A 24,102-nucleotide genomic window follows, 5' to 3' on the forward strand; every position below is an offset into this window, starting at 1 on the left:
GTACTTCTCCATCATGCGCGGATCCAGCGAGCCCGCGTTGACCCCGATACGGATCGGCGTGCCGGTGTCCTTGGCCGCCCGGGAGATCTCCTTGACCTGATCATCGAACTTGCGGATGTTGCCCGGATTGACCCGAACCCCCGCACAGCCCGCCTCGATCGCCGCGAACACGTACTTCGGCTGGAAATGAATATCGGCGATCACCGGAATCTGCGACTTCCGCGCGATGACCGGCAACGCCTCGGCATCATCAGACGTCGGACACGCCACACGCACGATGTCACACCCCGACGCGGTCAACTCCGCGATCTGCTGCAACGTCCCGTTGATATCGGTGGTGTTCGTCGTCGTCATCGTCTGCACCGAAACCGGATGATCACTACCGACACCGACGGGGCCCAGCCGCAGCTGGCGGGTTTCGCGACGTTCGGACAGCACTGGCGGGGGAGTTGTCGGCATGCCGAGCGCCACCTGTGTCAATGGGGGGTTCCTTCCAATCGAGTCCGGTTCCGATTCTCGAGGTCGTCGTGCAGCGTTCGGGCGTGCTCGGCGATGGCGTCGGCGTTGAGGCCGTTGTCGGCCAGAATCCCGCCGCGATCACCCTGGTCCACGAAGGAGCGCGGCAGCCCGAGGTTGTGCACCGGCGTGGTCACGTGCTCCTCGGTGCAGGACTGCGCGAGCGCCGCGCCCACGCCCCCGTTTCGCACGCCGTCCTCGACGGTGAGGACGAGCTGGTGCCGGGAGCTGAGGTGGATCAGCGTGGGGGACACCGGCAACAGCCAGCGCGGGTCCACGACCGTCACGCCGATCCCCCGTTCCGAGAGGGCGTTCGCCGCCTCCACCACGGGGCCCGCCAGCGTTCCGGTGCTCACGAGCAGCACGTCCAGCGGTCGGGACTTGCTGCGGAACAGGATGTCCAGCCCGTCCATGCGGTTGAGGGCGGGAACGTTGGCACCCACGCTCCCCTTCGGGAAGCGCAGCGCGGTCAGGCCGTCCTGGAACGAGACCGCCTCGCGCAGCAGCTCGCACAACCGGGTGGCGTCCCGCGGTGCGACCACCCGGACCTCCGGGACGGTGCCCAACAGCGCCAGGTCCCACATGCCGTGGTGACTGGGGCCGTCCGGCCCGGTGATTCCGGCACGGTCCAGGACGAAGGTCACCGGCAGTCGATGCAGCGCCACGTCCATCATGATCTGGTCGACCGCACGGTTGAGGAACGTGGCGTACAGCGAGACCACGGGGTGCAGGCCGCTCATGGCGAGCCCGGCCGCGCTGGTGACGGCGTGCTGTTCGGCGATGCCCACGTCGAACACCCGATCCGGGAACCGCTCGGCGAACTCGAGCAGGCCCACCGGGCGCGGCATCGCCGCCGTCACGGCCACGAGCTCGGGGCGCTCCTCGGCGAGCTTCGTCAGCTCCGCGCCGTACGTCTTGGTCCAGTTCGGCGCCGAGGCGGCGAGTGGTGTGCCAGCCTCGGGATCGATGGGGCCGATGCCGTGCATGCGGTCGGCGACGTCGTTCTCCGCGTGGGAGTACCCTCGTCCCTTCTCGGTGACGCAGTGCACCACCGTGGGGCTGTGCAGCTCCGCCGCGTGCCGCAGCGCCCGTTCGGTGGCGACGATGTCGTGCCCGTCCACCGGTCCGCTGTAGGCGAAGCCGAGGTCCTCGAACAGGTTCGGTCCGTGATGCGTGCCCGCACGCAGCTCGGCCAGGTGCTCGGCGATCCCGCCCACAGTGGGGCCGTACGAACGGCAGTTGTCGTTGAGCACGACCACCACTCGTCCGACACCGCTTCCCAGGTTGTTCATCGCTTCCCAGGCCAACCCGCCGGTCAACGCGCCGTCGCCGATCACGGCGACCACGGTTTCGTCGGTTTCTCCCAGCACGCGTCGTGCCTTGTCCAAACCGTCCGCGTAGGACAGCGCGGTGGAGGCGTGCGAGTTCTCCACGTGATCGTGTTCGGACTCCGCCCGGAGTGGATAGCCGGAGAGCCCGCTCGCCTCGCGCAGCGAGCCGAAGTCCTCCTGCCTGCCGGTGAAGAGTTTGTGGACGTATGCCTGGTGACCGATGTCGAACACGATCCGGTCCCCGGGCGATTCGAAGACCCGGTGCAGCGCTATGGTCAACTCGACCACGCCCAGGTTCGGGCCGAGGTGCCCGCCCAGGCGGGCGACCCTGTCGACGAGGAATTCCCTGATCTCGGTGGCCAGTCCGTCCAGCCGCTCCGGTCCGAGTTCCTTGAGTCGCTGGGGACTGGTGATACTGCTCAGTAAGCTGGTCGTCATACCGTGCTGCCCGTTCCTGCGTGAATAGTGTCCGATCCCCGCGGCCGGCGGGGTTCCGCTCGATGTCGCCTCCGCCGCTGGTGTTCGGCTTCGGCGGAGATGCCCCGGCCGAGCACCCCGACCGAGCACCCCGACCGAGCACCCCGACCGAGCACCCCGACCGAGCACCCCGGCCGAGCACCCCGGCCGAGCACCCCGGCCGAGCACCCCGGCCGGTCGCCGCCGCCCGATCGCTGCCGACCGACCAAAAGGGTCCGATCAGCCGCCGCTACCCGCGGGCCGTTCCGCCGCGCCTTCCCCGGTGCCGCGCAGCACCGACGGGAGCTCGAAGTGCATCGTCTCGTGGGTGAACTCGCGTTCCGCGACAGTCGCGGGTCCGAAACCACGTAGTGCCTCGACGACCTCGTCGACCAGCTTCGGCGGTGCCGAAGCGCCCGCTGTGACGCCGATGGTTCGCACACCGTCGAGCCAGTCGGCGGCGATGTCGCCCGCCCCGTCGATGAGCTCCGCCGGCGTCCCCTGCCTGCGGGATATCTCAACCAGCCGCACCGAGTTGGACGAGTTCGACGAGCCGACCACCAGGACCAGGTCGGACTCCGCGATGACCTCGTTGAGGGCGTGCTGCCGGTTGGTGGTGGCGTAGCAGATGTCCTCCGAGGCCGGCTCGCTCACGTCCGGATACTTCTCGCGCAGCGCCCGCACGAAATCGTTGGTCTCGTCCACGGCGAGCGTGGTCTGGGTCAGGTAGGAGACCCGCTCCGGGTCGGGAACGGACAGGTCGGCGACCTCGTCCGCGTTCTCGACGAGCACTGTGGACTCGGGTGCCTCGCCGTAGGTGCCCTCGATCTCCTCGTGCCCGGAGTGCCCGAAGAGAACCACGGTGTCACCGCGGGCGGCGAAGCGGCGCGCTTTCGCGTGGACCTTGCTGACCAGTGGGCACGTGCCGTCGATGACGTCCAGGTTCTTGCGGTCCGCCTCCTCCCGCACGGCGGGGGAGACCCCGTGCGCGGAGAAGACCAGGGTCGCCCCGTCGGGCACCTCGTCGAGCTCCTCGACGAAGACGGCGCCCTTGCTCGCGAGGTCGTCGACGACGTAGGAATTGTGCACGATCTCTTTACGGACGTAGATCGGGGGCGTGTACGACCGCAGAGCTCGTTCGACGATCTCGATGGCTCGTTCGACTCCGGCGCAAAAGGACCTTGGACTGGCGAGCAGGATCCGACGCGTGTCGTCGTCCGGGGTGTGCTCGCCCGAACTCTTGGGTGCCATGATTCCGGACGTTAGGTAACGGCGATCGTCTCCTCAACGGTCCGTTCCGTTTTTCAGAACTCCGCTGCTCTTCGCTGTCCCGTCCGTCGACGGTGTGAAGCCGGTTACGAAACGGAGCCGTTACGTGCCAGGATCGGTGAATGCAGGGGGCAGCCGTTTCGTGCGGTCTTTTTCCGGTTTCGTCGGCACACTAGAAAGAGTGTGGCGGGAAGGGAGGAAAGCAGTGGAGGTATCGCGTTGAAGCTCGCGCACGCTGTCCGGAGCCCGTCCGCATCACCCGGATTCTCGGGGCGATCGAGACTATGCGCAGGGATATGACCGAGAGTCCGGGTGAACCCTTGCGGAAGGCTTTCGTCGTTCTCGAAGAAATATCGGGTTCGTCGAAGCCGTTGACCCTGTCCGAGATTTCCCAACGAGTTGATTTTCCCAAGTCGACCCTGCACCGGCTGATGCGAGTTCTGACGGATATCGGTGCGGTGGTGCGTCTGGAGACCAAGGCGTACGAGCTCGGCGACTATTTTTCCCGCTTGTCCGCCGTCCGGGGCAAATCCAGGGTGGAGGAATTCAGCGAGGCGATCACGCCCCACCTGATCGACCTGTTCCGGCAGGTCCACTGCGTCGTGAGCGTCGGAATGCTCTCCGGGGCACGCGTGCGATACGCGGGGACGCTCTACAACCGGGAGGACTCCCGGATCGCCCGTACGTTTCGACACCCCGTCCCGGTGCACCGTTCCGCCGTGGGCAGGTTGTTGCTCGCCAGGAGCTCGCGCGACTGGGTGGAGTTCCACGAGGCCGCCTCCGCCGTGTGCGCGCCGGGGGTGCTGACGAATCCGAGCAGGATCAAGCGGGAGTTCGAGCTGATCGGACGTACCGGCGTGTCCTGCCTCAGGAGCGAGCACAACCCTGAGCTGGTGGAGATGGCCGCCCCGGTGTTCCTCGGTGGTGAGGCTCCGTCGGCCGCCGTTGTCGTCGCCGGGGCGGTGAGCCGCACGAATCTCAGAACGGCGACACGTACGCTGCTCGAAACGGTCGGAGTCATAACCGACAATCTCGCCGAAGCCGGATAGTGGAGAGTTCTCCGCTCGCTCTTCGTCGTTACTCGCTTGGCGGAACCTCTCGCACGGCTCTCGCTGCGGGAGCCCCGACATCGGGTAGTCACTACACAACGTCGGGCCTTCCTCGCGAGAGCCGCACGGGAGAACCCGCGGCGGTGTCGACTGCAGGGATGGTCGGAGTTCGGCTTGCGGGAGTGGCGAAGGGGTCCGAGGGACTATCCCCACCTGTCCCGGTTCACGTCCCGAGCGCTGCTCGGCGGGCTGGCGGTGTGGTCGTCGCTGGCGGTGATGGCCGGTGCGAACGAGTTCCACGACCGCGACGGCATGTACATCGGCATGATCATCAACGTGTTCCTGAGCGCCGCTTTCATCCTGATGTTGCGTCGTCGGGACTCCTCGGTGGGGCAGTACCTCCACATCGCCGTGGCGAAGTTCCTCGGTACGTTCTCCGCCGGACTGACCGGATTCCTGCTCTATCCCTCCCGGGTGCTCTTCCTGGTGCTGATACCGACGATGGTGGTGCTCGAATCGTCTACATCGTCCTGCTGTACCGCAGGATGCGTCTGGAGGGCAGAAACCCGTGGAGCCTCCGCGGGTGCCGGAGTCCACGCGGGTACGGGAGTCCGGTGGCCGCGTGAACCGCTGACGGCCCCGCCCGGGTGTTTCCGGAGCCGTGACGGCCCCGCACGATGTCGTCGTCTTCGGTCAACCACCGATTCGTCTCGAGGCCCTGACACGTTCGGTGCTCACCGGCGCGGTGCGCGGCGACCAGCGCCTGATGTCACGTTTCGTGATCGAGGCGGTTCGCGGCATGTCGCGTGAAAGCACAGTTCAGCGGCTTTCCGGGCCGATTCTTAGAATGCTATTCATATTTTGATCGCGTTCCGTTGTTTTTCGTGATCGCGAACGTGCGTGTTCAGAATTTACCTCGTTCGTCGATCCGGCTTCACCTGTGCGATGCGGCGAGAACTTGTCACTTGTGTGCCAAGAAGTGGCGAGCGCCTCTTATGCCTATATTCTGATACGTTTATCCGTGGCGCACCGGGATTTATCACAGATCACTCGGTGGAAGACTTTTTTAACATCGCGCGCGGGATGTGCGGGCGTTCCCGGGTGCTGTCCACGCGTACTCCGAATCGATGCGCGTCGAGTGCGGTCCTGCCGGTGTCCTGGCCGTGCCCTGCGTATCGGCGGGGATCGGGAAGTCGAACCGTCCTGCCCGCCCGTGGGGTTACTCGTGTTTACCTTGACCGGTAACGAAATCGGTGTATACCTTTACATCGGTGTCGCAGAACTCGTTGACCGTATCGGTCGAAACGCGATTGATGCGGATGCGCCCGACGAACCAGCTGCTCACTCGGAGGGCCCCGGAACAGGAGTAGAGATTGTGTTTCCGTCGGTAGAGATTCATTGTTGTTCGCTTCACATTTCGCTTGCTTTCACCCGCTTCTCCGGAGGTTCCGGTTCGAGTCGCTGTCCGCACCCGTGCTGACGGTTCGTGCTGAGCACTGCCGAATTTACCGTTCACACACTTCATCCCAGACGATTGCTCGCGGTGCTAGGAGGCTCCGGTGGACTCGATTCGAGTGTTCGTGCGGACCGTGGACCCGTTGACCAGCATGGCTGTCAGCCATTACCTGGACAGTCGGCCGAACATCGAGGTGGTACCCGCCGAGGAGCACACCCCGGTGGACGTCGTCGTGGTGGTGGCGGAGCGACTGACCGTCGACGTGGCCTCGACGTTGCGCAAGATCAAGGCGACCCTCAACGCGCCCGTCATCATGATTCTCTGCGAGATCACGCGCAACGACCTGATTCCGGCCGTCGAGTGCAACGTGGCCGCGGTGCTGCCGCGGGAGGCCGCTTCCCGGGAGCGGATCGAGGAGGCCGTTCGCACCGCCGCGGCAGGGGGCGGGCTGCTGCCCTCGCCGATGCTCGGCGAGCTGCTGCGGCACTTCGAACAACTGCAGCGCGAGGTTCTGGCGCCGAACGGGCTGCACGCGTCCGGGCTCACTCCCAGGGAAATCGATGTGCTGCGGTTGCTGTCGCACGGGTTCGACACTTCCGAGATCGCAGCGGAGCTGAACTTCTCCGAGCGAGCGGTCAAGCGAGTGGTTTCCGAGCTGACCGGTCGTCTTCAGCTGCGAAACAGACCGCACGCGGTGGCCTACGCGTTACGGATGGGGGTGATCTGACGGCGGTGCGAACGACGAACCGGCCGTTCACCCCGGGAAACCGGAAGCACGCACGTCCGTGCCGGTTCGGCGGTGGTGTTCAGGAACGAGCGCGCCCAGTGCCGGATGCCCCGTATCGAACGGCGCCGTGCCGGACGTTCCCGAGCCGCCGCTCGTGCCGTTCCGGGGAGCTGGTGCACTGCGCCCTCCCCAAAGTCTAATTCAAAGTATGAGGTCACGTGTTTTGTCAACGCCGTAGTACAGGACAGATCCTGCTTGTGTCAGCCGTTGACGCCGATATTTAATTAAACTTACCCTTGTCGAGGTTGTTCGGCACCGATCGACGGGGTTCCGCGGGGTGATCAGTCGGGGGATCACCACACGTACCGGCCGGGTGACGCGAGTCGCGTACGGCGGAACCCCTCGATGCCGGGTCGACCCGCTCGCGGGAGGTGGCACGTGTCCGAAATCGACGCCACGGTAGTGATCGTCGGAGCCGGACCGGCGGGGTTGACCGCGGCGAACCTGCTGCTGGCGCGTGGAATCGACACCGTCGTCCTCGACCGCTGCGACCGTGAGCGGTTGGTGGGCCGCTCGCGCGCCGGCCTGCTGGAACGTCGCACGGTCGAACTGCTCGCCGAGAACGGACTGGCGGGCGGACTGCACGCGGCGGGCGCGGTGCACCGTGGCTGTGAGTTCCGCACCGAGGGCACCGCCTTCTTCACCGACTACTCCGCGCACTACGACGGGATCCCGCAGTGGGTCTATCCCCAGCAGGAAATAGTCGCTGATCTGCTCGACGCCTACGAGCGGGCCGGTGGGGACGTGCGGTACGCGACGGCGGTGGACTCGGTGTGCGGGTACTCCGAACACACCGCGGTTCGCTGTGTCGACGGCACCGTGATCCGCGCGCGTTACCTGGCGGGGGCGGACGGTCAACACGGCGCCTGCGGGGACGGCGTTCCCGATGACGCGGTGACCGCGTACACCATGCGGCACGAGTTCCGCTGGCTGACCCTGCTCGCCCACGCGCCGCCCTCCTCCGAGCACACGATCTACGCGCAACACCGGAGCGGATTCGCCGGGCACCTGCTGCGTTCGGACAGCGTGACCCGGTTTCACCTGCAGATTCCCATCGGCGAGTCCATCGAGGACTGGCCGGACCGGCGGATCTGGTCGGAGCTGCGCACCCGGCTGGCCAAGCCCGGTTGGACGCTGCACGAGGGCGAGATCCTCAGCAAGAACATCCTGGAAACGCACAGCCGGGTCACCGAACCGATGCGTCACGGCCGTGTCTTCCTCCTCGGCGACGCCGCACACATCATCACACCGTCCGGCGGCAAGGGAATGAACCTCGCCATCGCCGACGCGGCCGAGTTCACGCGGACCGTCACCGAGCACCTGGAGACCGGGGAAGAGAACGCGCTGGACCGCTATTCCCAGCGGCGGGTACCCGACGTCTGGAAGGCGCAGGAGTTCAGCCACGCACTGCTGCACATGACGCACACCTACTATCCTTCCGACTCGCCGGATGCCGCCTTCCGCCAGCGGCTCCAGCGGTCGCGGTTGTGGCAGCTGCGGAACTCACCCGCCTACGCGCGGAACTTCGCGGAAAGCTACATCGGGCCACCGCTCGCCGGTCTTCCCGGCGCTGCCGTCGAGGTTTGAACACTTCCGGGAGTCTCGCCCGGCGGACTCGTTTCCCGGGGACACCGGCCGCTCGGCGAGTTCCCGGCGAACGTTTCCGCGGTGGCAGACTGTCCCGGTGCGCCGCCGCAGGAGGAACCGCAGGTGACCCGAACCGACGAGCCCGCCGACACCAGGACCGACGTCGTCGCCGACCAGATCCGCCAGGGCATCGTGCTCGGCAGTTATCCCCCGGGGACGAGGTTGCGCCTGGCGGGACTGGCCGAGGAGCTCGACGTCAGTCGGGTCCCGCTGCGCGAGGCGTTCCGTGAACTGGTGGCCGAGGGGCTGGTCGAAGTTTATCCGCACCGGGGAGCGGTTGTCGGTCCGTTGCGCGAGCAGGAGGTCGAGGACTGCTTCCGGCTGCTGGAGACCTTCGAGGTCATGGCGGCCGAACGCGCCGTGAGCTCCGACCCCCTCGGAGTCGCCGCCGCCATGCGTGCCGAGCTGGCCCGGATGGAAGACCTCGATCCCGAGGTGGATCGGGCCGAGATGCTGCGTGCGCACCGCGCCTTTCACTTCGTCGCCTTCGACGCGTTGGGGGAGGGAACGATGCGGCGTCACGTGAGAATGCTCTGGCACACCTGCGAGCGCTACATCAACCTCGCCAACACCGGAGCGCGCAACGAGGAGGCCAGGCAGGAGCACCACCAGCTGGTCGCGGCTTTCGCCGCGGGCGACGCCGCCTTGGCGGCGGCCGTCGCCCGTGTCCACGTGCGGCACGCCGGGGAAGCCGCGTTGCGCCGCCTGTCCGCCGAGACCGGGACCGACCGGTAATTCCGACCCGTGTTCGAGAAATCGGCTGTGCCGCTGCCCGGAATCGCGGTTCGCGAGGTTTCCCGGGGTCGAAAGGCTTCTGCTGTGCTTCTCACGGTCCGGGACATGCCGGGGATGATCGGGAGGTTCGGAGATGTCCGAAATTTTCCACGTTGTCGTCCTGATGGTTTTCGTCGTTTCCCGATTGCTCTTTTCGGAGGTGATTTCGTGGTGCCGGTTGTTCGTTCTCGGTGATCCGTGTAATCGCGCTGATTCGTCGGGTTGATTTTGTGTGACGTGATTCATGTCGAGTGAACCGTTTTCGGGAATGGGCGTCCTACGGTGTGAAAGTCGATCGGATCGATCGTTTTCCAGTATTCCGCGAGGAGAATTCCGTCATGAAGCGTTCGACGATTGCCACCAGCATCGCCGCCACTTTTCTCGCCACCGGAACCGTGGTGGGCACGGCCCTCGGCGCCACCTCCGGCACCCAGCAGGAGCAGTCAGCCGCGGCGGACACGGCCGCTTCGCGGGTTTCCTCCTGCACCGCCGACGACCTCTCGATCAACATCACCAAGGATCCGCACGGGGGCGCCGGGCAGCGGGCTTTCGCGGTGCACTACACCGCCGCCGACGCCGACACCCACTGCCTGATGCAGGGATTCCCCACTCAACCGAGGTTCTTCCAGCCCAACGGTGAGACCGCGCCGGGCATCTCGGCCCACGCGGAGCACACCGTGGCGGAGCCGGTCACCATCGACGCCGATCACTCGGGAGTGTCCTACTTCATCCAGCCGACCATCGGACAGCGCAATGAGCTCGGTTCGGTCTCGTTCCAGGCGCCCACCGGTGTGCAGCGCAAGCAGATCGAGGTCGCCTGGCCCGACGAGCCGGTCATCGGTGCCGAGCTGAAGGTCACCCCGGTCAGCCAGGTCTGACCCCGCTCACGGTCACCCGAGGACCGTGTCACCGCCGCAGCGCCCCGAGGCCCCGTTTCCGGGGTTCGGGGCGCTCTGCGCTTTCCGCCCGGAACCGCGTGGTGTGCGCCCCGCTCGCCCCAGCGCGGCGATTTCGCGAGAAATCGACGCCGCGCCGCTGCCGTCCTCGGGCCGGTACTCGCCCCTCCTCAGCTGGGTTCGCCCGCCGCGCTGAGTTCGTTGCCGAGGTCGGTGGCCAGCCGCCGCATCAGCGGCACCACGTCGTCGACGGCGATCCGCTTCATCCTCGCCTCGGGGCCGCTGATCGAGATCGCCGAAGCCGCGGGCGCGTCCGGGACGGCCACCGCGTAGCAGCGCACCCCCACCTCCTGCTCCCCGTCGTCGAGCGCGTAGCCGAGCTCACGGATCCGGGCGAGTTCCTCGCGCATACCATCGACGCTGGTGATGGTCCGCTCGGTCTGCGGGTGCATTCCGGTGCGGTTGAGAACCTGGATGACGTTCTCCTCGGGCATGTGGGCCATCACGGCCTTGCCCACGGCCGTGGCGTGCGCGTCCACCCGTCTGCCGACCTCGGTGAACATCCGCATCGAGTGCTGTGAGGGAACCTGCGAGACGTAGACGATCTGCGCCCCGTCGAGCACCGCCATGTTGGAGGTCTCCCCGGTGGCCTCGGTCAGCTCGGCCAGGTAGGGCCGGGCCCAGGAACCCAGCGTGCGGCTGGCGGTCTCACCGAGCCGGATCAGGCTCGGCCCCAACGCGTACCGGCGGGACGGCTGTTGCCGGGCATAGCCCGTTCGGACGAGCGTGCGCATGATGCGGTGAATGGTCGGCAGCGGCAGCGCCGAAGCCTCCGCCAGGTCGCTGAGGGCGACCTCGCCTCCCGCGTCGGCCATCAGCTCCAGCAGCTCGAAGGTGCGTTCGACCGACTGAACGCCGCCCTGCGTGGGTTTGGCGCGATCGGATCCGCTCCCGCTCGCGTCCTGTCCAGCCGCCATCCAGTGTTCCTCTTCCCGTGTGTTGCTCGACCCCGTCAGCGGTCGGTTTCCGCCTCCACCGTACGGCGGTGGGCCAGTGTATCCACCCGATCAGCCCGAGAGCTCCCGATGTAGGCGATCTCGTCACGCCGGTTCGGCCCGGTCGACGGAGCCCTGATGCCCCTGCTCCGGAGCGGGGCACCCTCGGGTCGGTCGGTGTAGGTGGTCCACTTCATCTTGCCTGTAACGGCATGCGGAAACTAACCTCCACGATGCAAAAAACATAACGGGCGTACCGCGAGCCGGTGACGGGCTCGGTCGAGTCTTTCGACTTTCGAACCCGTCCTTGCCGTTCCGACCGCCCGGCCGGACGAGCACGGCGGGTGGGTTCCGAAGGGGTGCGAGGGCGCCACCGGCGCGGCAAGCTGTGTCACCAGCCACCGTCTGTAACCCGGCATCAGAAAGAGGTGGACTCATGTCCCAATCGACCCCGGCACAGGGCGTTGAGGTCCTCGGTGCTCCCGTGGAGCGCGGCGACGAGATCCTCACCCCCGAGGCACTGGACTTCGTCGCCCGGCTGCAACGCACCTTCGGTGCGCGACGGGACGAGCTGCTCGCCCGCAGGCAGCAGCGCCGCGACGAGGCCGCCAGGACCGGCAAGCTGGACTTCCTGGCGGAGACCAGCCACATCCGCGAGTCCGACTGGCAGGTGGCCGAGGCCCCGCCCGCGCTGCGCGACCGCCGCGTCGAGATCACCGGCCCGACCGACCGCAAGATGGCGATCAACGCGCTCAACTCCGGCGCCAAGGTCTGGCTGGCCGACCTGGAGGACGCCAACACGCCGCACTGGAGCAACGTCGTCTCCGGCCAGGTCAACCTCTACGACGCGATCCGCAAGCAGGTCGAGCTGCACTCCAACGGCAAGCAGTACAAGCTGCGCGACGACGTCGAGCACGCCGTCCCGCTGGTCCGCCCCCGCGGCTGGCACTTCGACGAGCGGCACATCCTCGTCGACGGTCAGCCGGTCGTGGGCGCGCTGGTGGACTTCGGGCTGTACTTCTTCCACAACGCGCAGGAAGGGCTGCGCCGCGGCACCGGGCCGTACTTCTACCTCCCCAAGATGGAGAGCCACCTCGAGGCCAGGCTGTGGAACGACGTCTTCGTGCAGGCCCAGCAGGAGCTCGGTGTGCCGCAGGGCTCGGTGCGCGCCACCGTGCTCATCGAGACGATCCCCGCCGCCTTCGAGATGGAGGAGATCCTCTACGAGCTGCGTGAGCACAGCGCGGGCCTCAACGCCGGGCGCTGGGACTACCTGTTCAGCGTGATCAAGACGTTCCGCTCGGCCGGTGAGGACTTCGTGCTGCCCGACCGCAACAGCGTGACCATGACGGCCTCGTTCATGCGTGCCTACACCGAACTGCTGGTGCGCACCTGCCACAAGCGCGGTGCCTTCGCGATCGGCGGTATGGCCGCGTTCATCCCGAACCGGCGCGACCCGGAGGTCACCGAGCGGGCGCTGGCCAAGATCCACGACGACAAGCGCCGCGAGGCCAACGACGGCTTCGACGGTTCCTGGGTGGCCCACCCGGACACCGTGTCGGTGTGCAAGGAGGAGTTCGACGCGGTGCTGGGCGACAAGCCCAACCAGCTGGACCGCAAGCGCGAGGACGTCTCCGTCGCCGCGTCCGACCTGCTCAACACCGCGGAGACCGCCGGTGACAAGACCCTCGCGGGGCTGCGCTCGGCCGTGGACGTCGGGGTGCGCTACATCGTGTCCTGGCTCGGCGGCAACGGTGCGGCCGGTATCCACAACATGATGGAGGACGCCGCCACAGCCGAGATCTCGCGGTCGCAGATCTGGCAGTGGCTGCACAACGGCATCGTGCTCAACGACGGGCAGCGGGTCACCAAGGACCTGGTCCGCCAGGTGCTCGCCGACACCGAGAAGGAACTCCGCGCCGAGGAGGGCTTCCCGGTCGACAACCTGGACCGGGCCGTCGAGCTGTTCGAGCGGGTCGCGGTGGCCGACGAGTTCGTCGACTTCCTGACGCTGCCCGCCTACGAGCAGATCGACTGATCGACCGCGACGGTGGCCGTCCGGAAGCGTTCGGGCGGCCACCGCGGGTGCCTGTTCGAGGCCGGGCCGCCGCGAACGGGAGTCGGAGGGAGTGCCGACCGATCACCTGCGAACAGCCCGAACAGAGAACACAGTGCCCGCATGGATTGGGGTGAGTGCTCGTTCAGCTGGGCCGATTATCGGGTAAGCGGCGCCAGCCGCTTGTCACCTCCCGAGTAGTCGGCACCGCCGCGGGTTCTCTCGTGGTGCTCTCGCGAGGACGGTCCCGACGTTGTGTAGAACCGCTACCCGATGTCGGGGCACCCGCAGCGAGAGCCCGCGAGAGGTTCCGCCAAGCAACCGCCACGCAAACCGAGTCGCGGACGCTCCAAAAAATTCGGAGGAGGACAAGTGCCCAGGAACTCGTTGAACCGGGCCGATGTGGACGTTCGGCTGGCACCGCTGGCCGATGTCGACGCGCGGATCGCCGCCAGGTTCCGCAGGACCGCGACCGCGCGTCAGCCGGTGCACACCTGCTACGTCCCGGCGGGCAGGGTGGACGCCGGGACCGTTCGGAACTGGGGAGACGAGGCCCTGGCGGCGCTCGACGAACACGCCCCGAGCGCGGCGGATCTCGCCGGGATCGTCGATGTTTCCGAACGCCGCGCCACCGAGATCCTGCCGCGAGTGCGGGCCAAGCTCCAGCGGTCACCCGTGGAGGACCTGCGCATCGACTTCGAGGACGGTTACGGCGCGCCCGGCGACGAGGTGGAGGACGCCGACGCCGAGCGCACCGCCGGTGTGGTGGCCGAGTGGCTGCGGCAGGGAACGGCCCCCGGCAACTTCGGGCTGCGCGTGAAGTCCTTCGACGATCCCGAGCTGCGTGCCCGTTCGGTGCGCACGCTGGACGTCTTCCTCACCGAGCTGCTCGCCAGGCACGGTGAGCTGCCCGAGGGGTTCCTGCTGACCTTCCCGAAGGTCGTCGACGTGCGGCAGGTCGAGGCGTTCGTCGAGGTGTTGGAGCTGGTGGAACGCACCCTGGGGCTCGCCTCCGGTTCGCTGCGGTTCGAGATCCAGGTGGAAACCACCCAGTCCATCGTGGACGCCGAGGGCAGGTTGGCGCTGCCGAGGTTCATCGGCGCGGGACGCGACCGGATCAGCGGGCTGCACTTCGGCACCTACGACTACACGGCCGGCTGCGGACTCACCGCCGCGCACCAGCACCTGGCACACCGGGCCTGCGACTTCGCCAGGCACGTCATGCAGGTGTCGGCGGCGGGGACCGGGATCTTCCTGTCCGACGGCTCGACCAACGTCCTGCCGGTGGGCGAGGCCGAACAGGTGCGGCGCGGTTGGCGGACCCACTACGGGCTGGTGCGGCGTTCGCTGGAGCACGGCTTCTACCAGGGGTGGGACCTGCACCCGGCGCAGCTGGTCACGCGCTACGCGGCCGTGTTCGCCGAGTTTCGCGAGTCCGCCGAGCCCGAGGCGGCACGACTGGCCGCCTACGTCTCCGCCACCGGCGGAGCGGTACTGGACGAGCCCGCCACGGCCAGGGCGCTTGCGGCGTCGTTCGTGCGGGCGCTGGACAACGGCGCCACCGACGCCGAGGAGGTCGCCCGGATGACCGGGATCTCCGAGTCCGAGCTGCGCGAGCTCGGGCGGGTGTAGTTTTCTCCGGAATCGCCGCATCCGGGCGGGAGCGGCGATTTCGCGGGAAATCGACGGCCCTTCCGGAGTTTTCGTGGTTCTCCGGAAGGGCCGCCGTCGATCCTAGGTTTCGTCGTACGGGCATCAGGATGTTTCGGGAACGGCGCGAGCGGTATCCAGTTGCCCGGTTTCCACGGTGCGCCGGGCCGGTGTCGATTTCTCGCGAAATCGCGGAGCGGGTGGTGCGACGGCGAAGCGGGAAGGCACCGTTCCGGGCGTGGATCGCTCGGTGCGGCCCTCGGGACAGCCGCCCTCAGAACATCCGTCCCCCGGTATCCGAAGTCCGGGGATCGCGGGGATCGCCGGAGCGCAGCGCCGTGGCCAGCAGCAGCACTCCGCCGAGTACCCAGTAGGGATCCCAGAGCAGCACGTAGTACCAGTACCAGTGGCTGACGCCGCCCTCGACCGGCACGACTCCGGCCAGCACCAGGCTGTTGCCCACCACTCCGAACAGGCCGTAGACCGCGCAGACCACCCCGGAGGTCCAGAGCACCAGCGCGAGCGGACCGCGCACCGCCCGGCGCCGCCACTGCCGGGTGGCCAGCCAGGCGACGAGGCCGATACCGCCCTTGAGCAGGGCCGCGCCGAGGTTCAGCAGCGTGAACAGCGGCGTCGGATCGTCGGTTTCCAGCGGATGCGCGCCGGTGCGGCCGCCGAACGCCCAGAACACGCTCAGCGCGGCGAACAGCAGCGCCCACACGACGCTCGCGTAGTGCGGCAGGTACCGGCCGTGCCGTTCGGTGCGCGTCACGTCCCGGACACTATCGGTGTGCGGCCGAACCGACGACCGTGCCGACGATCGAAAACCTTGTATTCGGCGCGGCAGCGCCGAAAAACCACTTACGCAGCTCGACCACCCGCGGGTTCTCTCGTGGTGCTCTCGCGAGGAAGGTCCGACGTGGCGTAATGCCTACTCGATGTCGGACCTCCCCGCAGCGAGAGCCCGCGAGAGGTTCCGCTAAATGACCACCTGCGCGAGCCGTGAAGGGAAGCTTGCGTTTCAGAAGCAGTTCGGGGCGTTCCAGTACCTGCCGGAGCGCGTGTCGAGGTGGGTGTGGTCGTTGTGCCCGGCAGCGCCAGGGCCGATGATGCCGTTGAAACCGGAACTCCTGGCCGCGCGGGCGAGGTCGCACAGCGAGTGAGCACCGGTCAGGTCCGCCGCCTGGCCGTAGGTGTGCTTGCTGTTCGGGGCTCCGCCCACGGCGTCGTTGTGCGAGACGCTGCGGAACCCGGAGCTGACGTAGAGCGGGCTGTCGCCCAGCTTGTGCCGCATCGCCTCCAGCTTCCACATGTTGCGCAGCACGTTGGTGCGCACGTTCGAGGTGCTGGTGTTCCCTCCGGAGAAGCCGCTGCCGTCACCGGAGGTGAACTCGGAGTACGCGAAGTGCGCCGGGGTGCAGTCGGCGTCCTGCAGGTCGTAGATCTGTCCGTAGGTCTCCGGTCCGGCGATGCCGTCCACGGTGAGGCCGTAGCCGCTCTGGAACCGCTCCACCGCGTTGGCGGTCTCCGGGCCGTAGACACCGTCGATGTTGACCGGGTCGCCGTAGGCGGCCCAGCCCGCCACGCGAACCTGCAGCTCGCGGACATCGCTCCCGCTGTCACCCTGGGACAGCGTTTCTCCCCAGGTGTAGCAGGAGTCCGCGGCGGCGGGCGCCGGATCGAGCACGCTCGCACCGCCCAGCAGGCCGAGGCTCAGCGTGAACGCGCCGAGCAGACCCAGCATCGAACGACCTGTTCGTTTCATTCCTACCTCCCTTGTAGGGGTTCGGGCGGTGTGCTCGGGTCGTGCGCACCGCCGTGGGGAAAACCGGTGTGCTCGAAGGATCAGCCGACCAGCTCGTCCCAGGTGCGGGCGTCGACCACGCCGTCGACACGCAGTCCCCGCGCTTGCTGGAAGTTCCGCACCGCCGACTCGGTGACCGGGCCGAAGATGCCGTCCACCGTCGTGCCGAGCCGCTGCTGCACCGCCCGCACCGCCGGTCCGCTGTCGCCGTTCGCGCGGTCACGGACCGCCTGGTTCCACGTCTGGTTACCCGCCAGACCGTCCACTATGGCGCCGGTGGAGCGCTGGAAGTCTCTCACCGCGCTCTCGGTGGCGGGACCGTAGATCCCGTCGGTGGTCAACGCCGCGCCGTGCTCGTTGAGCAGGTGCTGCAGCGTCCGCACCCGCTCGCCCTCGTCCTCGGGACGCAGCAGCGGCCAGCTCACCCCGGTGGGATCACCGCCGACCGAGGCGGCCACGTCCGCGCGCAGCTGTCCCAGCAGGGCGTAGAGCCGGTCGCCGGGGCAGCCGGTGGCGTTGAAGTCGCGGTGCCCGTAGATCTCGTAGGGCTCGATGCCGTAGGACGAGCACAGCGCCACGCAGAGTTCCACCAGCTTGTCGTACTGGGTGCTCGGGAACGCCACGCTGTCGTAGGTGCCCTCGTTCTCTATGCCCACGGCCAACCTGTTCTGGCCGCTGGTGTGCGCGCTGACCACGTGGCTGCCACCACCGTCGAAGGCGGCGAGGCTGTGGTGCCTGCCCTCGGTGATGTGGCCGCCCCGGCTGAGGGTGAAGTGCTGACCGGTGTCGATCCAGCCGTTGTGGTCCATGTGGTAGTCCTGAATGGACCGTGCCAGCTCGAAGGCGTGCGCACGGGAGTAATCCGTGCTGTTGGGGGTGGCGGTGTGGTGCACGATGATCTTGTGGGCCGGTCGCGCCAGTACCACCGGCTCGCTCCGAGGCGGGCGCGCTCCCCATGCGTCGGTACTCGCGACGGTCAGCGCGCGTGTGCTCGGTGGTGAGGTCGCGGCCGCCGCGGTGCCGCCCAACAACAGGCCGGTGGTTCCCAGCAGCGTGCCGCCGAGCAGCGCTCGCCGGGTGGTCTCGTTCGGTTTCGCGTCCCGCCGTCTCTCGGGCATCTGCTCGCTCCCGCCGTGGGAATCGGTGGTCGATGATTTTCGGTTCGCGAACGGGCGGAGCGAATTTTTCCCACCTACGGGGGAGGTGACAAGAAGCTGTTCGGAGTTTCGGCCGGATTGCCGCCGGCCGGTCGAGTTTCCTGCTCCGGACGGGTGAAAATGGTGCACCGAAACGGCCGTATTCCGCGTGTCGTCCTTTTTTGGCAGGATTCACGCGACATTCACGTTTTTCCCCGATCGTTCACTCGGTTCGGCGTCGGGAAAGCCTGATCAGCGCGCGGGGAGAAAACGGAAACGATAAGAGCGATTATTCCGTGGACCGCCCGGGGCGTCACGATGAGTTCCGCGGCTGAAACACGCGAAGCGGGGACCCGGTCGTGCGGACCGGATCCCCGCTTTCCGGAAGAATCACCCTTCGGAGGTCCCTCGGGGCGGCGGTGCTTCGCAGCGGCACCGATCACCCGGCCGTCGGGGTCATCTCGTCGAGCGCTCGCGAACCGTTGTCAGCCGCCGCGTTCGGTGTCCTGCGCGACGCTGTTCGGTCTGGGGGTCGGAACCGGCCCCGCCTGCGTTCCACCCGCACCCACCTCCTCGGGCTCCGCGGTGTCGGCCGGGACCACCGCTGCCGCGCCTTCCGGGGCCTCGTCCGCTCCGGAAGCCGGGTGCTCGCCCTGCTCGGAGCCTCGCGTCCCGTTGAACAGCAGGTTCAGCGCCAGCGCGGCCAGGCAGCCGGTGCTGATGCCGGAGTCCAGCACGGTACGCAGCGCGGCGGGGAAGTGCTCGTAGAAGTCCGGCGACACGATCGGGATCATGCCGACCCCCACCGCCCCCGCGACCACCAGCGAGTTCAGCGGGTTACCGAGATCGGCCTTGCCCAGCGTGCGCATCCCGCTGGAGGCGACCGAGCCGAACAGCACCAGCGCCGCACCGCCCAGCACCGGCTGCGGTACCAGCGAGACCACGGCGCCGACGATCGGGAACAACCCGAGCATGATCAGCACGCCACCCGCGGCCGCCACGACGAACCTGCTCTTGACCCTGGTCAGCGCGACCAGCCCGACGTTCTGCGCGAACGCGCTGCAGGTGAATCCGCCGAACACCGCGCTCAGCGCGCTGCCCGCGCCGTCGGCACGCAGCCCGGCCGCGATCGTCTGCTCGTCGGCGGGGCGGTCCACGATCTCGCCCAGCGCGATCATGTCCGCGGTGCTCTCCATCATCGCGACGAGCATCACGATGCAGATGGAGATCGTCGCCGTGAGGCTGAACGCCGGAGCGGCGAGTTCGAACGGCATGGGGACGTCGAAGATCGGGGCCTGCGCGAAGGTCGAGCTGTCCACCGCGCCCAGCGGCCACGCCACGAGGGTTCCGATGACCAGGCCGATCAGCAGTGCGATCCGGTTCCAGAAGCCCTTGAGGAACCTGTTGAGCAGCAGTACCAGTACGAATGTCCCCGCCCCGAGGCCGACCCGCAGCGGGGAGGCGAAGTCGGCGGCCTCGCTGTCGTTACCGGCTATCCAGCCGATCGCGACGGGGAACAGCGACAGTCCGATCAGCGTGATCACGGTGCCGTTGACCAGCGGCGGGAAGAAGCGCACCAACCGGGAGAAGTATGGTGCGGCGATGAAGGCGAGGATCCCGGCGATCAACACCGAGCCGTAGACTATGGACAGTGCTTGTTGCTGGTCGTGCTGCGCGACGATGGCCAGGATGGGGGCCACGGAGCCGAAGGTGACGCCGTTGACGAACGGCATGCGCGCACCGACCCGCCAGACACCGACCGCCTGCAGCAGGGTCGCGATTCCCGCCGTCAGCAGGCTCGCGCCGATCAGCAGCGTCATCCGGAGCGGGTCCAGCCCCAGCGCCTGGCCGATGATCAGCGGGGGTGCCACCACACCCGCGTACATCGCGGCGATGTGCTGCACACCGTAGGCCAGCAGTTTGCCCGGCGGAAGTACCTCGTCCACCGGATGGGAGTCCTGTCTTCCGTTTCTCGTGCCGCGATTGCGCCTACTGATGAACAGGGGCATTGGGTACTCCTGGGCCACGGAGGAAATATGGGTTAGCTAAATCAATTCTCTGCGAAATCTCGAATCAGGCGTTGCCGTCGAGTAACGGTGTGGTTTCCGAAGAAAAAGGCGAAAGGTGAGACAACGGGGTCGCCGGTTCTGCTTCCGGCGACCCCGGCGGCGGAATCAGAATTCCGGCAGGCTGTACCAGGCTCGCGGTGCCTCGTCGACGTCGTCGCGGGTCACGGTGCCCTCGATGAGTCCGTAGGGGCGGTCGGCGGCGAAGAAAACCTCGTTCTCGTTCTGCATGCCGAACGGTTCCATATCCACCAGGAAATGGTGCTTGTTGGGCAGCGACATCCGTACTTCGGCGACCTCGGGATGCTTTTCCAGCACTGCCTTGCCCATTTCGTGCAGGCTCTGCTGCAACGCGTAGCTGTGGGTGGTGGCGAACGTTTCGAGCATGGTTTCCCGGATCGAGCCGAAGCTCTTCGCCCAGTCCACATCGTTGCGCAGGTAACGCCACCGGGCCGTGACCGCCGTGGCGAGAATCCGGTCCTCGGTCTCGCCCAGCGTGGTGAACCGGTCCTTGGGATAGCCCCAGAACTCCGAACCCGTGGACTTCAGCACGACCAGGTCCTTGAGCCCGGAGACCACGTGCGTCTCCGAACCGTCGATGGTCACCGCGGTGGTGCGCTTCTCGTCGCTGGACCTGGCGAACGAGTGGTCGTGGCCGGTGCCCGCCACCGGGATGCGCTCCCAGGCGTACTCCTCGACGAGGATGCGCGCGCCCTTGACCGGCTCCTGGGTGTCGATGAAGTGCCGTCCGAGCCGTACCGCGAAGTCCTCGATCTCCCCGACCGGCTGCTCCTTCGCCAGGCCGTAGACCGTGTTCTTCTGGGTGTCGGTCGGCAGTACCTTGGCGTTGTCACCGGTGTAGTGCGTGTCGTCGAAGTCACCGCGCAGCGCGGTGCTGACGTTGAGGTCCTTGATGGTGTGCCTGCTGCTACCCCGGTTGATCGTGACGATGCGGCACTCGGACTTGCCGTACTGGTTGGGGCCCATGACGATGCCCATGAGCTGATCAGCTCCCTCGGTATGTGGAATATGCGAACGGGCTCAACAACAGCGGAACGTGGTAGTGCTGCTCCGCGTCCGCGAGGCGGAAGGTGATCTGCACCTGCGGATAGAAGGAGTCGACGCCCAGGCGTTGGAAATACGTTCCTGTTTCGAAGGTCAGCCGGTAGGTGCCTTCGGTCAGCCGGCTCGGTCCGAGCTGTTTGGCCCTGCCGTCGTCGTTGGTCACGGCTTCGCCGAGTGAGGTCCACCCGTCCCGCGTGGCCTGCTCCAGCGCGACCTCGATCCCCGCGGCGGGCAGCCCCCGGGAGGAGTCCAGGACGTGTGTGGTGACGGCACTCGTGGTTGTCTCGCTCACGCTTCGATCACTCTCGCCAGCCGTAGTCTCGCGATCTTGCGCAGTTCGTCGGCGACGACGCGCAGCTCGGTATCGGGGTCGTTGTCCAGTCGGGAACGCAGGATCTCCAGCAGCTCCGGTCCGCTGCGTCCGCTCGCGCACACCAGGTAGACGTGCCCGAAGCGGCGTTCGTACTCCTCGTTGGCCTCCGCCAGCTCCACGGCCAGCTTGGTGTCGTCCGCGTCGACGCCGGACTGCTCCCGGCGGGACCACGAGGCCGAGGTGTCGTTGCCGCTGGATCGCTGGCCGATCCTCGGATGGGCGGCCAGCGCGGAGTGGATCTCCGACTCGGTGAGCTCGTTCGCCGCGCGGTCGGCCGTTTCGTAGAGCTGGTTGTCGGACTCGTAAGGCCGGTTGTCGGCCAGCTCGTTCGCCCAGCGCTGCACATCGAGGCAGGCCAGCAGTTTCTTGATGAGCTCGGGCCGGGGCAGGCTGTTGAGCCTGGCCAGTCCCGGGCCGGTACCGGTGGAAGACGGTGCTGACATCGGTGTTCCCCACGGATTCGCGTGGTTGTTCTCCTCGGGTTCACCCGCGTGTTCCTTCGGAGCGGTTGGTGGCAAAAGTTAAGACCGCCCAACCGAGGGTGTCAACACTTTGTTGAAAGTTGCTGGTCCGCGCTGTGCGTTCGCACAATGATCGCAGTTCCGGTGCGTGGTGTTCGGCCGAATCGCCCGGTTCGGGACAGCTGCGTGTGTCGGTGTCGTGCTACTGCGTTCGGAGTAACGCGGTGACCGGGGCTGTGCGGCGCGTGCCCGTTCGGCGCGGTGTCGATTTCTCGCGAAATCGCCGCGCCCGGTCTGGAGGGGAAACCGTGGAGGAGCGCGGCCCGGTGGAGGAGCGCGGCGGGGCCGCTGGGAGGCTTCGGCGGGGCGATGTCTAGGGGCCCGTCAGGAGGCGGACGCCGGTTGTTCAGGAGCGTTCGCGGTTGAGGTAGTTGTACACGGTGAAGCGGCTGACCCCGAGTTTCTTGGCCACGGATTCCACCGACTTGCGCAGCGTGAAGGCGCCGCGTTCCTCGAGCAGGCGCACGGCACGCTGCTTGTCGGCCCGTGAGAGGTCGGCCAGGCCCGCGCCCAGCTCGGTCTCGACCTGCGCGATCAATCGATCCAGTGCGCTGGTGAGTTCCTCGTTCGGCATCCGGACCGCGACGGCGGGCACGCCGTCCCAGTAGAGCAGTACGTCGTCGGATCTCCGTTCCTCGACCGGCACCGTTCTGGCGCCGATCCGGCTGAGCAGCGGCTGGATCGCGGAAGTCAGCGGATGCACGTGAAACCTCAACCGTCCCGGGGTGTGTCGTCGATGCTGACCTGCAGAGTGATTCGGTCCGCCCCCGCGTCCAGGGTTCGCTCCAGCACCGCCGACAGCGCCGGAAGTAACACTGCCCGGTCCCCGCTGATGGCCGTGCCGAGCGGCCCGAACTCCGGTTCCAACCCGGACTCGCGCAGCGCGTCCCGAGCCACGGCCGCGTGTGCTGGGGGATCGCCCTCGCCCTCGAACGGTTCCGTCGTGAACTCCGCTCTGAGTCGCATCGAGCACCTCCGCTTCCGTCCGGCCCCGTCGTACGCCTCATCACGGTAGCCCGCCGGTGCGATGGGTGTTGACCCTGTCGTGGACACTCAGTATTCTATCGCTGTACGAAATAATAATTTCACTTTGTGAAATAAAGGTGAATCAAGGGGGCACACGGATGCATCGCTTCCCGTACGCAGTCAACACGTCGATCCTGTTCACCGAGCTCGACGTGTTGTCCCGGCCGGCAGCGGCCAAGGCAGCCGGTTTCGACGCCATCGAGTTCTGGTGGCCGTTCTCCGAGGCCGTTCCGGGCGACGGAGAGGTCGACAAGTTCGTCCGCGCCGTCGAGGACGCGGGTGTCTCCCTGGTCGGGTTGAACTTCTTCGCCGGGAACATGCCCGCAGGGGACCGTGGCGTGCTCTCGCACCCCGCCAGGTCCGCCGAGTTCCGCGACAACGTCGACGTGGCGGTGGGAATCGGCGCACGGCTGGGTTGCACCGCCTTCAACGCCCTCTACGGCAACCGGATCGAGGGTGTACAGCCCGCCGAGCAGGACGCCGCGGCCGTGGAGAACCTCACCGTCGCGGCGAAGGGAGCCGCGCGCGTCGACGGCACCGTGCTGATCGAGCCGGTCAGCGGCACCCCCAGCTATCCGCTCAAGAAGGCCGACGACGCGGTTGCCGTCATCGACCGGGTGCGTGAATCGGGCGGTGTGGACAATCTGCGACTGCTGTTCGACCTGTACCACCTGATCGCCAACGGCGACGACCCGGCAGCAGCCATCGACAACCACGCCGCTCGGATCGGGCACGTCCAGATCGCCGACGCTCCCGGCCGCAACGAGCCCGGCACCGGCCAGGTGGACTTCGACCACTACTTCGCCAAGCTGCAGCGGACCGGCTATCGCGGGCACGTGGCGCTGGAGTACAAGCCCAGCGGTACCAGTGCCGACAGCTTCGGCTGGATCTATTGAGCGTGACTGCGTCGGCTCTGGCGCGGTGGTCGGGTAGCCGTCACGTGAGTCGGCGCCTTGCCGCGTTGGGCCGGCTCTTGAGTAGCGACCTACGCGGCGAGCGGCCCGGCCTCGCAATGCATCCGACTCACGCACCGGGGACACCCGCGCTGCGACCCGCACGGTCGCTTCTCGACGGACGGTTCCGGTGCAGCGGCGGCGATTTCGCGAGAAATCGACGCCGCACGGGAGAACCCGCTGCGGTGCGGGTCGCGAGGGTGGTCGGAGTTCGGCTCCGCACCGCCGAGGGCGCGGCGATTTCGCGAGAAATTGACGCCACCGCAGGGGAACCCG

The 24,102-nt window shown here is 67.4% G+C and carries 23 protein-coding genes; 9 read left to right on the top strand and 14 right to left on the bottom strand.

The genetic code is table 11. The annotated features are described in order from the left end of the window. The 3 genes from BM394_RS15870 to ispH all read right to left on the bottom strand — a co-directional run. The coding region (locus tag BM394_RS15870; RefSeq protein ID WP_175530131.1) for a flavodoxin-dependent (E)-4-hydroxy-3-methylbut-2-enyl-diphosphate synthase at positions 1 to 459 on the bottom strand (459 nt) is incomplete at its 3' end. Between the two features lie 17 nt (positions 460 to 476). Then, a complete protein-coding gene (locus BM394_RS15875) occupies positions 477 to 2,285 on the bottom strand; it encodes a 1-deoxy-D-xylulose-5-phosphate synthase (protein ID WP_092979436.1) in 1,809 nt (602 codons plus the stop codon). Positions 2,286 to 2,543: 258 nt separating this feature from the next. Continuing rightward, positions 2,544 to 3,554: a 4-hydroxy-3-methylbut-2-enyl diphosphate reductase gene (ispH, locus tag BM394_RS15880; protein WP_092979437.1), complete on the bottom strand. Its 1,011-nt coding sequence runs from the start codon at positions 3,552 to 3,554 to the stop codon at positions 2,544 to 2,546. Positions 3,555 to 3,868: 314 nt separating this feature from the next. Here ispH and BM394_RS15885 point away from each other — a divergent pair, with 314 nt between their 5' ends. Then, a complete protein-coding gene (locus BM394_RS15885; RefSeq protein ID WP_217643540.1) occupies positions 3,869 to 4,621 on the top strand; it encodes an IclR family transcriptional regulator in 753 nt (250 codons plus the stop codon). Between the two features lie 203 nt (positions 4,622 to 4,824). On the opposite strand, the gene BM394_RS23535 is transcribed toward BM394_RS15885, so the two are convergent. Beyond that, the gene (locus BM394_RS23535) at positions 4,825 to 4,953 is read right to left on the bottom strand and encodes a hypothetical protein (protein ID WP_281246450.1); all 129 of its coding nucleotides are present in this window, start codon (positions 4,951 to 4,953) and stop codon (positions 4,825 to 4,827) included. A gap of 329 nt (positions 4,954 to 5,282) precedes the next feature. Between BM394_RS23535 and BM394_RS22485 the strand changes: the two genes are divergently transcribed. The 5 genes from BM394_RS22485 to BM394_RS15915 all read left to right on the top strand — a co-directional run bounded on the left by BM394_RS22485 (position 5,283) and on the right by BM394_RS15915 (position 10,163). Further along, complete coding sequence (locus BM394_RS22485) at positions 5,283 to 5,486, top strand: hypothetical protein (protein ID WP_139235241.1); 204 nt, start codon at positions 5,283 to 5,285, stop codon at positions 5,484 to 5,486. A gap of 694 nt (positions 5,487 to 6,180) precedes the next feature. Further along, positions 6,181 to 6,804 carry a response regulator transcription factor gene (locus BM394_RS15900; RefSeq protein ID WP_092979441.1) on the top strand — a complete coding sequence of 208 codons (624 nt, stop codon included), beginning with the start codon at positions 6,181 to 6,183 and terminating at the stop codon, positions 6,802 to 6,804. 438 nt (positions 6,805 to 7,242) lie between these two features. After that, complete coding sequence (locus tag BM394_RS15905) at positions 7,243 to 8,451, top strand: 4-hydroxybenzoate 3-monooxygenase (protein WP_092979442.1); 1,209 nt, start codon at positions 7,243 to 7,245, stop codon at positions 8,449 to 8,451. A gap of 123 nt (positions 8,452 to 8,574) precedes the next feature. Further along, entirely contained in the window at positions 8,575 to 9,246 is a 672-nt protein-coding gene (locus BM394_RS15910) for a GntR family transcriptional regulator (protein WP_092979443.1), read from the top strand. Between the two features lie 377 nt (positions 9,247 to 9,623). After that, positions 9,624 to 10,163: a hypothetical protein gene (locus tag BM394_RS15915; protein ID WP_139235242.1), complete on the top strand. Its 540-nt coding sequence runs from the start codon at positions 9,624 to 9,626 to the stop codon at positions 10,161 to 10,163. Between the two features lie 188 nt (positions 10,164 to 10,351). On the opposite strand, the gene BM394_RS15920 is transcribed toward BM394_RS15915, so the two are convergent. Beyond that, positions 10,352 to 11,158 (bottom strand): IclR family transcriptional regulator, encoded by an 807-nt coding sequence (locus BM394_RS15920; protein ID WP_092979445.1) that lies wholly within the window; start codon positions 11,156 to 11,158, stop codon positions 10,352 to 10,354. Between the two features lie 454 nt (positions 11,159 to 11,612). Here BM394_RS15920 and aceB point away from each other — a divergent pair, with 454 nt between their 5' ends. Beyond that, positions 11,613 to 13,214, top strand: a complete 1,602-nt coding sequence (gene aceB / locus BM394_RS15930) for a malate synthase A (protein WP_092979447.1) — start codon at positions 11,613 to 11,615, stop codon at positions 13,212 to 13,214. Positions 13,215 to 13,604: 390 nt separating this feature from the next. Continuing rightward, positions 13,605 to 14,864 (top strand): DUF6986 family protein, encoded by a 1,260-nt coding sequence (locus BM394_RS15935; protein ID WP_092979448.1) that lies wholly within the window; start codon positions 13,605 to 13,607, stop codon positions 14,862 to 14,864. 292 nt (positions 14,865 to 15,156) lie between these two features. Here the strand turns inward: BM394_RS15935 and BM394_RS15940 are convergent, their stop codons facing one another. From BM394_RS15940 to BM394_RS15980, 9 genes are all read right to left on the bottom strand, one after another. After that, the gene (locus tag BM394_RS15940) at positions 15,157 to 15,654 is read right to left on the bottom strand and encodes a DUF3995 domain-containing protein (protein ID WP_092979449.1); all 498 of its coding nucleotides are present in this window, start codon (positions 15,652 to 15,654) and stop codon (positions 15,157 to 15,159) included. 249 nt (positions 15,655 to 15,903) lie between these two features. After that, entirely contained in the window at positions 15,904 to 16,647 is a 744-nt protein-coding gene (locus BM394_RS23540) for a D-Ala-D-Ala carboxypeptidase family metallohydrolase (RefSeq protein WP_281246451.1), read from the bottom strand. Positions 16,648 to 16,727: 80 nt separating this feature from the next. Beyond that, on the bottom strand, positions 16,728 to 17,804 hold the full coding sequence (locus BM394_RS15950; protein ID WP_092979451.1) for a peptidoglycan recognition protein family protein: 1,077 nt from the start codon (positions 17,802 to 17,804) through the stop codon (positions 16,728 to 16,730). 503 nt (positions 17,805 to 18,307) lie between these two features. Continuing rightward, positions 18,308 to 19,831 carry a nucleobase:cation symporter-2 family protein gene (locus BM394_RS15955; RefSeq protein ID WP_175530126.1) on the bottom strand — a complete coding sequence of 508 codons (1,524 nt, stop codon included), beginning with the start codon at positions 19,829 to 19,831 and terminating at the stop codon, positions 18,308 to 18,310. A 165-nt stretch (positions 19,832 to 19,996) separates the two neighbouring features. Beyond that, positions 19,997 to 20,887 carry a factor-independent urate hydroxylase gene (gene pucL / locus BM394_RS15960; RefSeq protein ID WP_092979452.1) on the bottom strand — a complete coding sequence of 297 codons (891 nt, stop codon included), beginning with the start codon at positions 20,885 to 20,887 and terminating at the stop codon, positions 19,997 to 19,999. 7 nt (positions 20,888 to 20,894) lie between these two features. Further along, entirely contained in the window at positions 20,895 to 21,245 is a 351-nt protein-coding gene (gene uraH / locus BM394_RS15965) for a hydroxyisourate hydrolase (RefSeq protein ID WP_092979453.1), read from the bottom strand. Beyond that, positions 21,242 to 21,769 (bottom strand): 2-oxo-4-hydroxy-4-carboxy-5-ureidoimidazoline decarboxylase, encoded by a 528-nt coding sequence (uraD, locus tag BM394_RS15970; RefSeq protein WP_092979454.1) that lies wholly within the window; start codon positions 21,767 to 21,769, stop codon positions 21,242 to 21,244. The genes uraH and uraD overlap by 4 nt, the downstream gene beginning before the upstream one ends. A gap of 424 nt (positions 21,770 to 22,193) precedes the next feature. After that, the gene (locus BM394_RS15975) at positions 22,194 to 22,550 is read right to left on the bottom strand and encodes a helix-turn-helix domain-containing protein (protein ID WP_092979455.1); all 357 of its coding nucleotides are present in this window, start codon (positions 22,548 to 22,550) and stop codon (positions 22,194 to 22,196) included. A gap of 8 nt (positions 22,551 to 22,558) precedes the next feature. After that, entirely contained in the window at positions 22,559 to 22,813 is a 255-nt protein-coding gene (locus BM394_RS15980; protein ID WP_092979456.1) for a thiamine-binding protein, read from the bottom strand. 158 nt (positions 22,814 to 22,971) lie between these two features. On the opposite strand from BM394_RS15980, the gene BM394_RS15985 reads away from it, so the two are divergent. Then, a complete protein-coding gene (locus tag BM394_RS15985; protein WP_092979457.1) occupies positions 22,972 to 23,769 on the top strand; it encodes a hydroxypyruvate isomerase family protein in 798 nt (265 codons plus the stop codon). Positions 23,770 to 24,102 lie beyond the last annotated feature (333 nt).

This window comes from Actinopolyspora lacussalsi subsp. righensis (assembly GCF_900116555.1).
Lineage (GTDB): Bacteria > Actinomycetota > Actinomycetes > Mycobacteriales > Pseudonocardiaceae > Actinopolyspora > Actinopolyspora lacussalsi.

Bases quoted from the DNA above. Each gene is read 5' to 3' on its own strand.
- BM394_RS15875 (WP_092979436.1), bottom strand. From the start codon at position 2,285: ATGACGACCAGCTTACTGAGCAGTATCACCAGTCCCCAGCGACTCAAG.
- ispH (WP_092979437.1), bottom strand. From the start codon at position 3,554: ATGGCACCCAAGAGTTCGGGCGAGCACACCCCGGACGACGACACGCGT.
- BM394_RS15885 (WP_217643540.1), top strand. From the start codon at position 3,869: ATGACCGAGAGTCCGGGTGAACCCTTGCGGAAGGCTTTCGTCGTTCTC.
- BM394_RS23535 (WP_281246450.1), bottom strand. From the start codon at position 4,953: ATGATCATGCCGATGTACATGCCGTCGCGGTCGTGGAACTCGTTCGCA.
- BM394_RS15915 (WP_139235242.1), top strand. From the start codon at position 9,624: ATGAAGCGTTCGACGATTGCCACCAGCATCGCCGCCACTTTTCTCGCC.
- BM394_RS15920 (WP_092979445.1), bottom strand. From the start codon at position 11,158: ATGGCGGCTGGACAGGACGCGAGCGGGAGCGGATCCGATCGCGCCAAA.
- aceB (WP_092979447.1), top strand. From the start codon at position 11,613: ATGTCCCAATCGACCCCGGCACAGGGCGTTGAGGTCCTCGGTGCTCCC.
- BM394_RS23540 (WP_281246451.1), bottom strand. From the start codon at position 16,647: ATGAAACGAACAGGTCGTTCGATGCTGGGTCTGCTCGGCGCGTTCACG.
- BM394_RS15950 (WP_092979451.1), bottom strand. From the start codon at position 17,804: ATGCCCGAGAGACGGCGGGACGCGAAACCGAACGAGACCACCCGGCGA.
- BM394_RS15955 (WP_175530126.1), bottom strand. From the start codon at position 19,831: ATGCCCCTGTTCATCAGTAGGCGCAATCGCGGCACGAGAAACGGAAGA.
- pucL (WP_092979452.1), bottom strand. From the start codon at position 20,887: ATGGGCATCGTCATGGGCCCCAACCAGTACGGCAAGTCCGAGTGCCGC.
- uraD (WP_092979454.1), bottom strand. From the start codon at position 21,769: ATGTCAGCACCGTCTTCCACCGGTACCGGCCCGGGACTGGCCAGGCTC.
- BM394_RS15980 (WP_092979456.1), bottom strand. From the start codon at position 22,813: ATGCGACTCAGAGCGGAGTTCACGACGGAACCGTTCGAGGGCGAGGGC.
- BM394_RS15985 (WP_092979457.1), top strand. From the start codon at position 22,972: ATGCATCGCTTCCCGTACGCAGTCAACACGTCGATCCTGTTCACCGAG.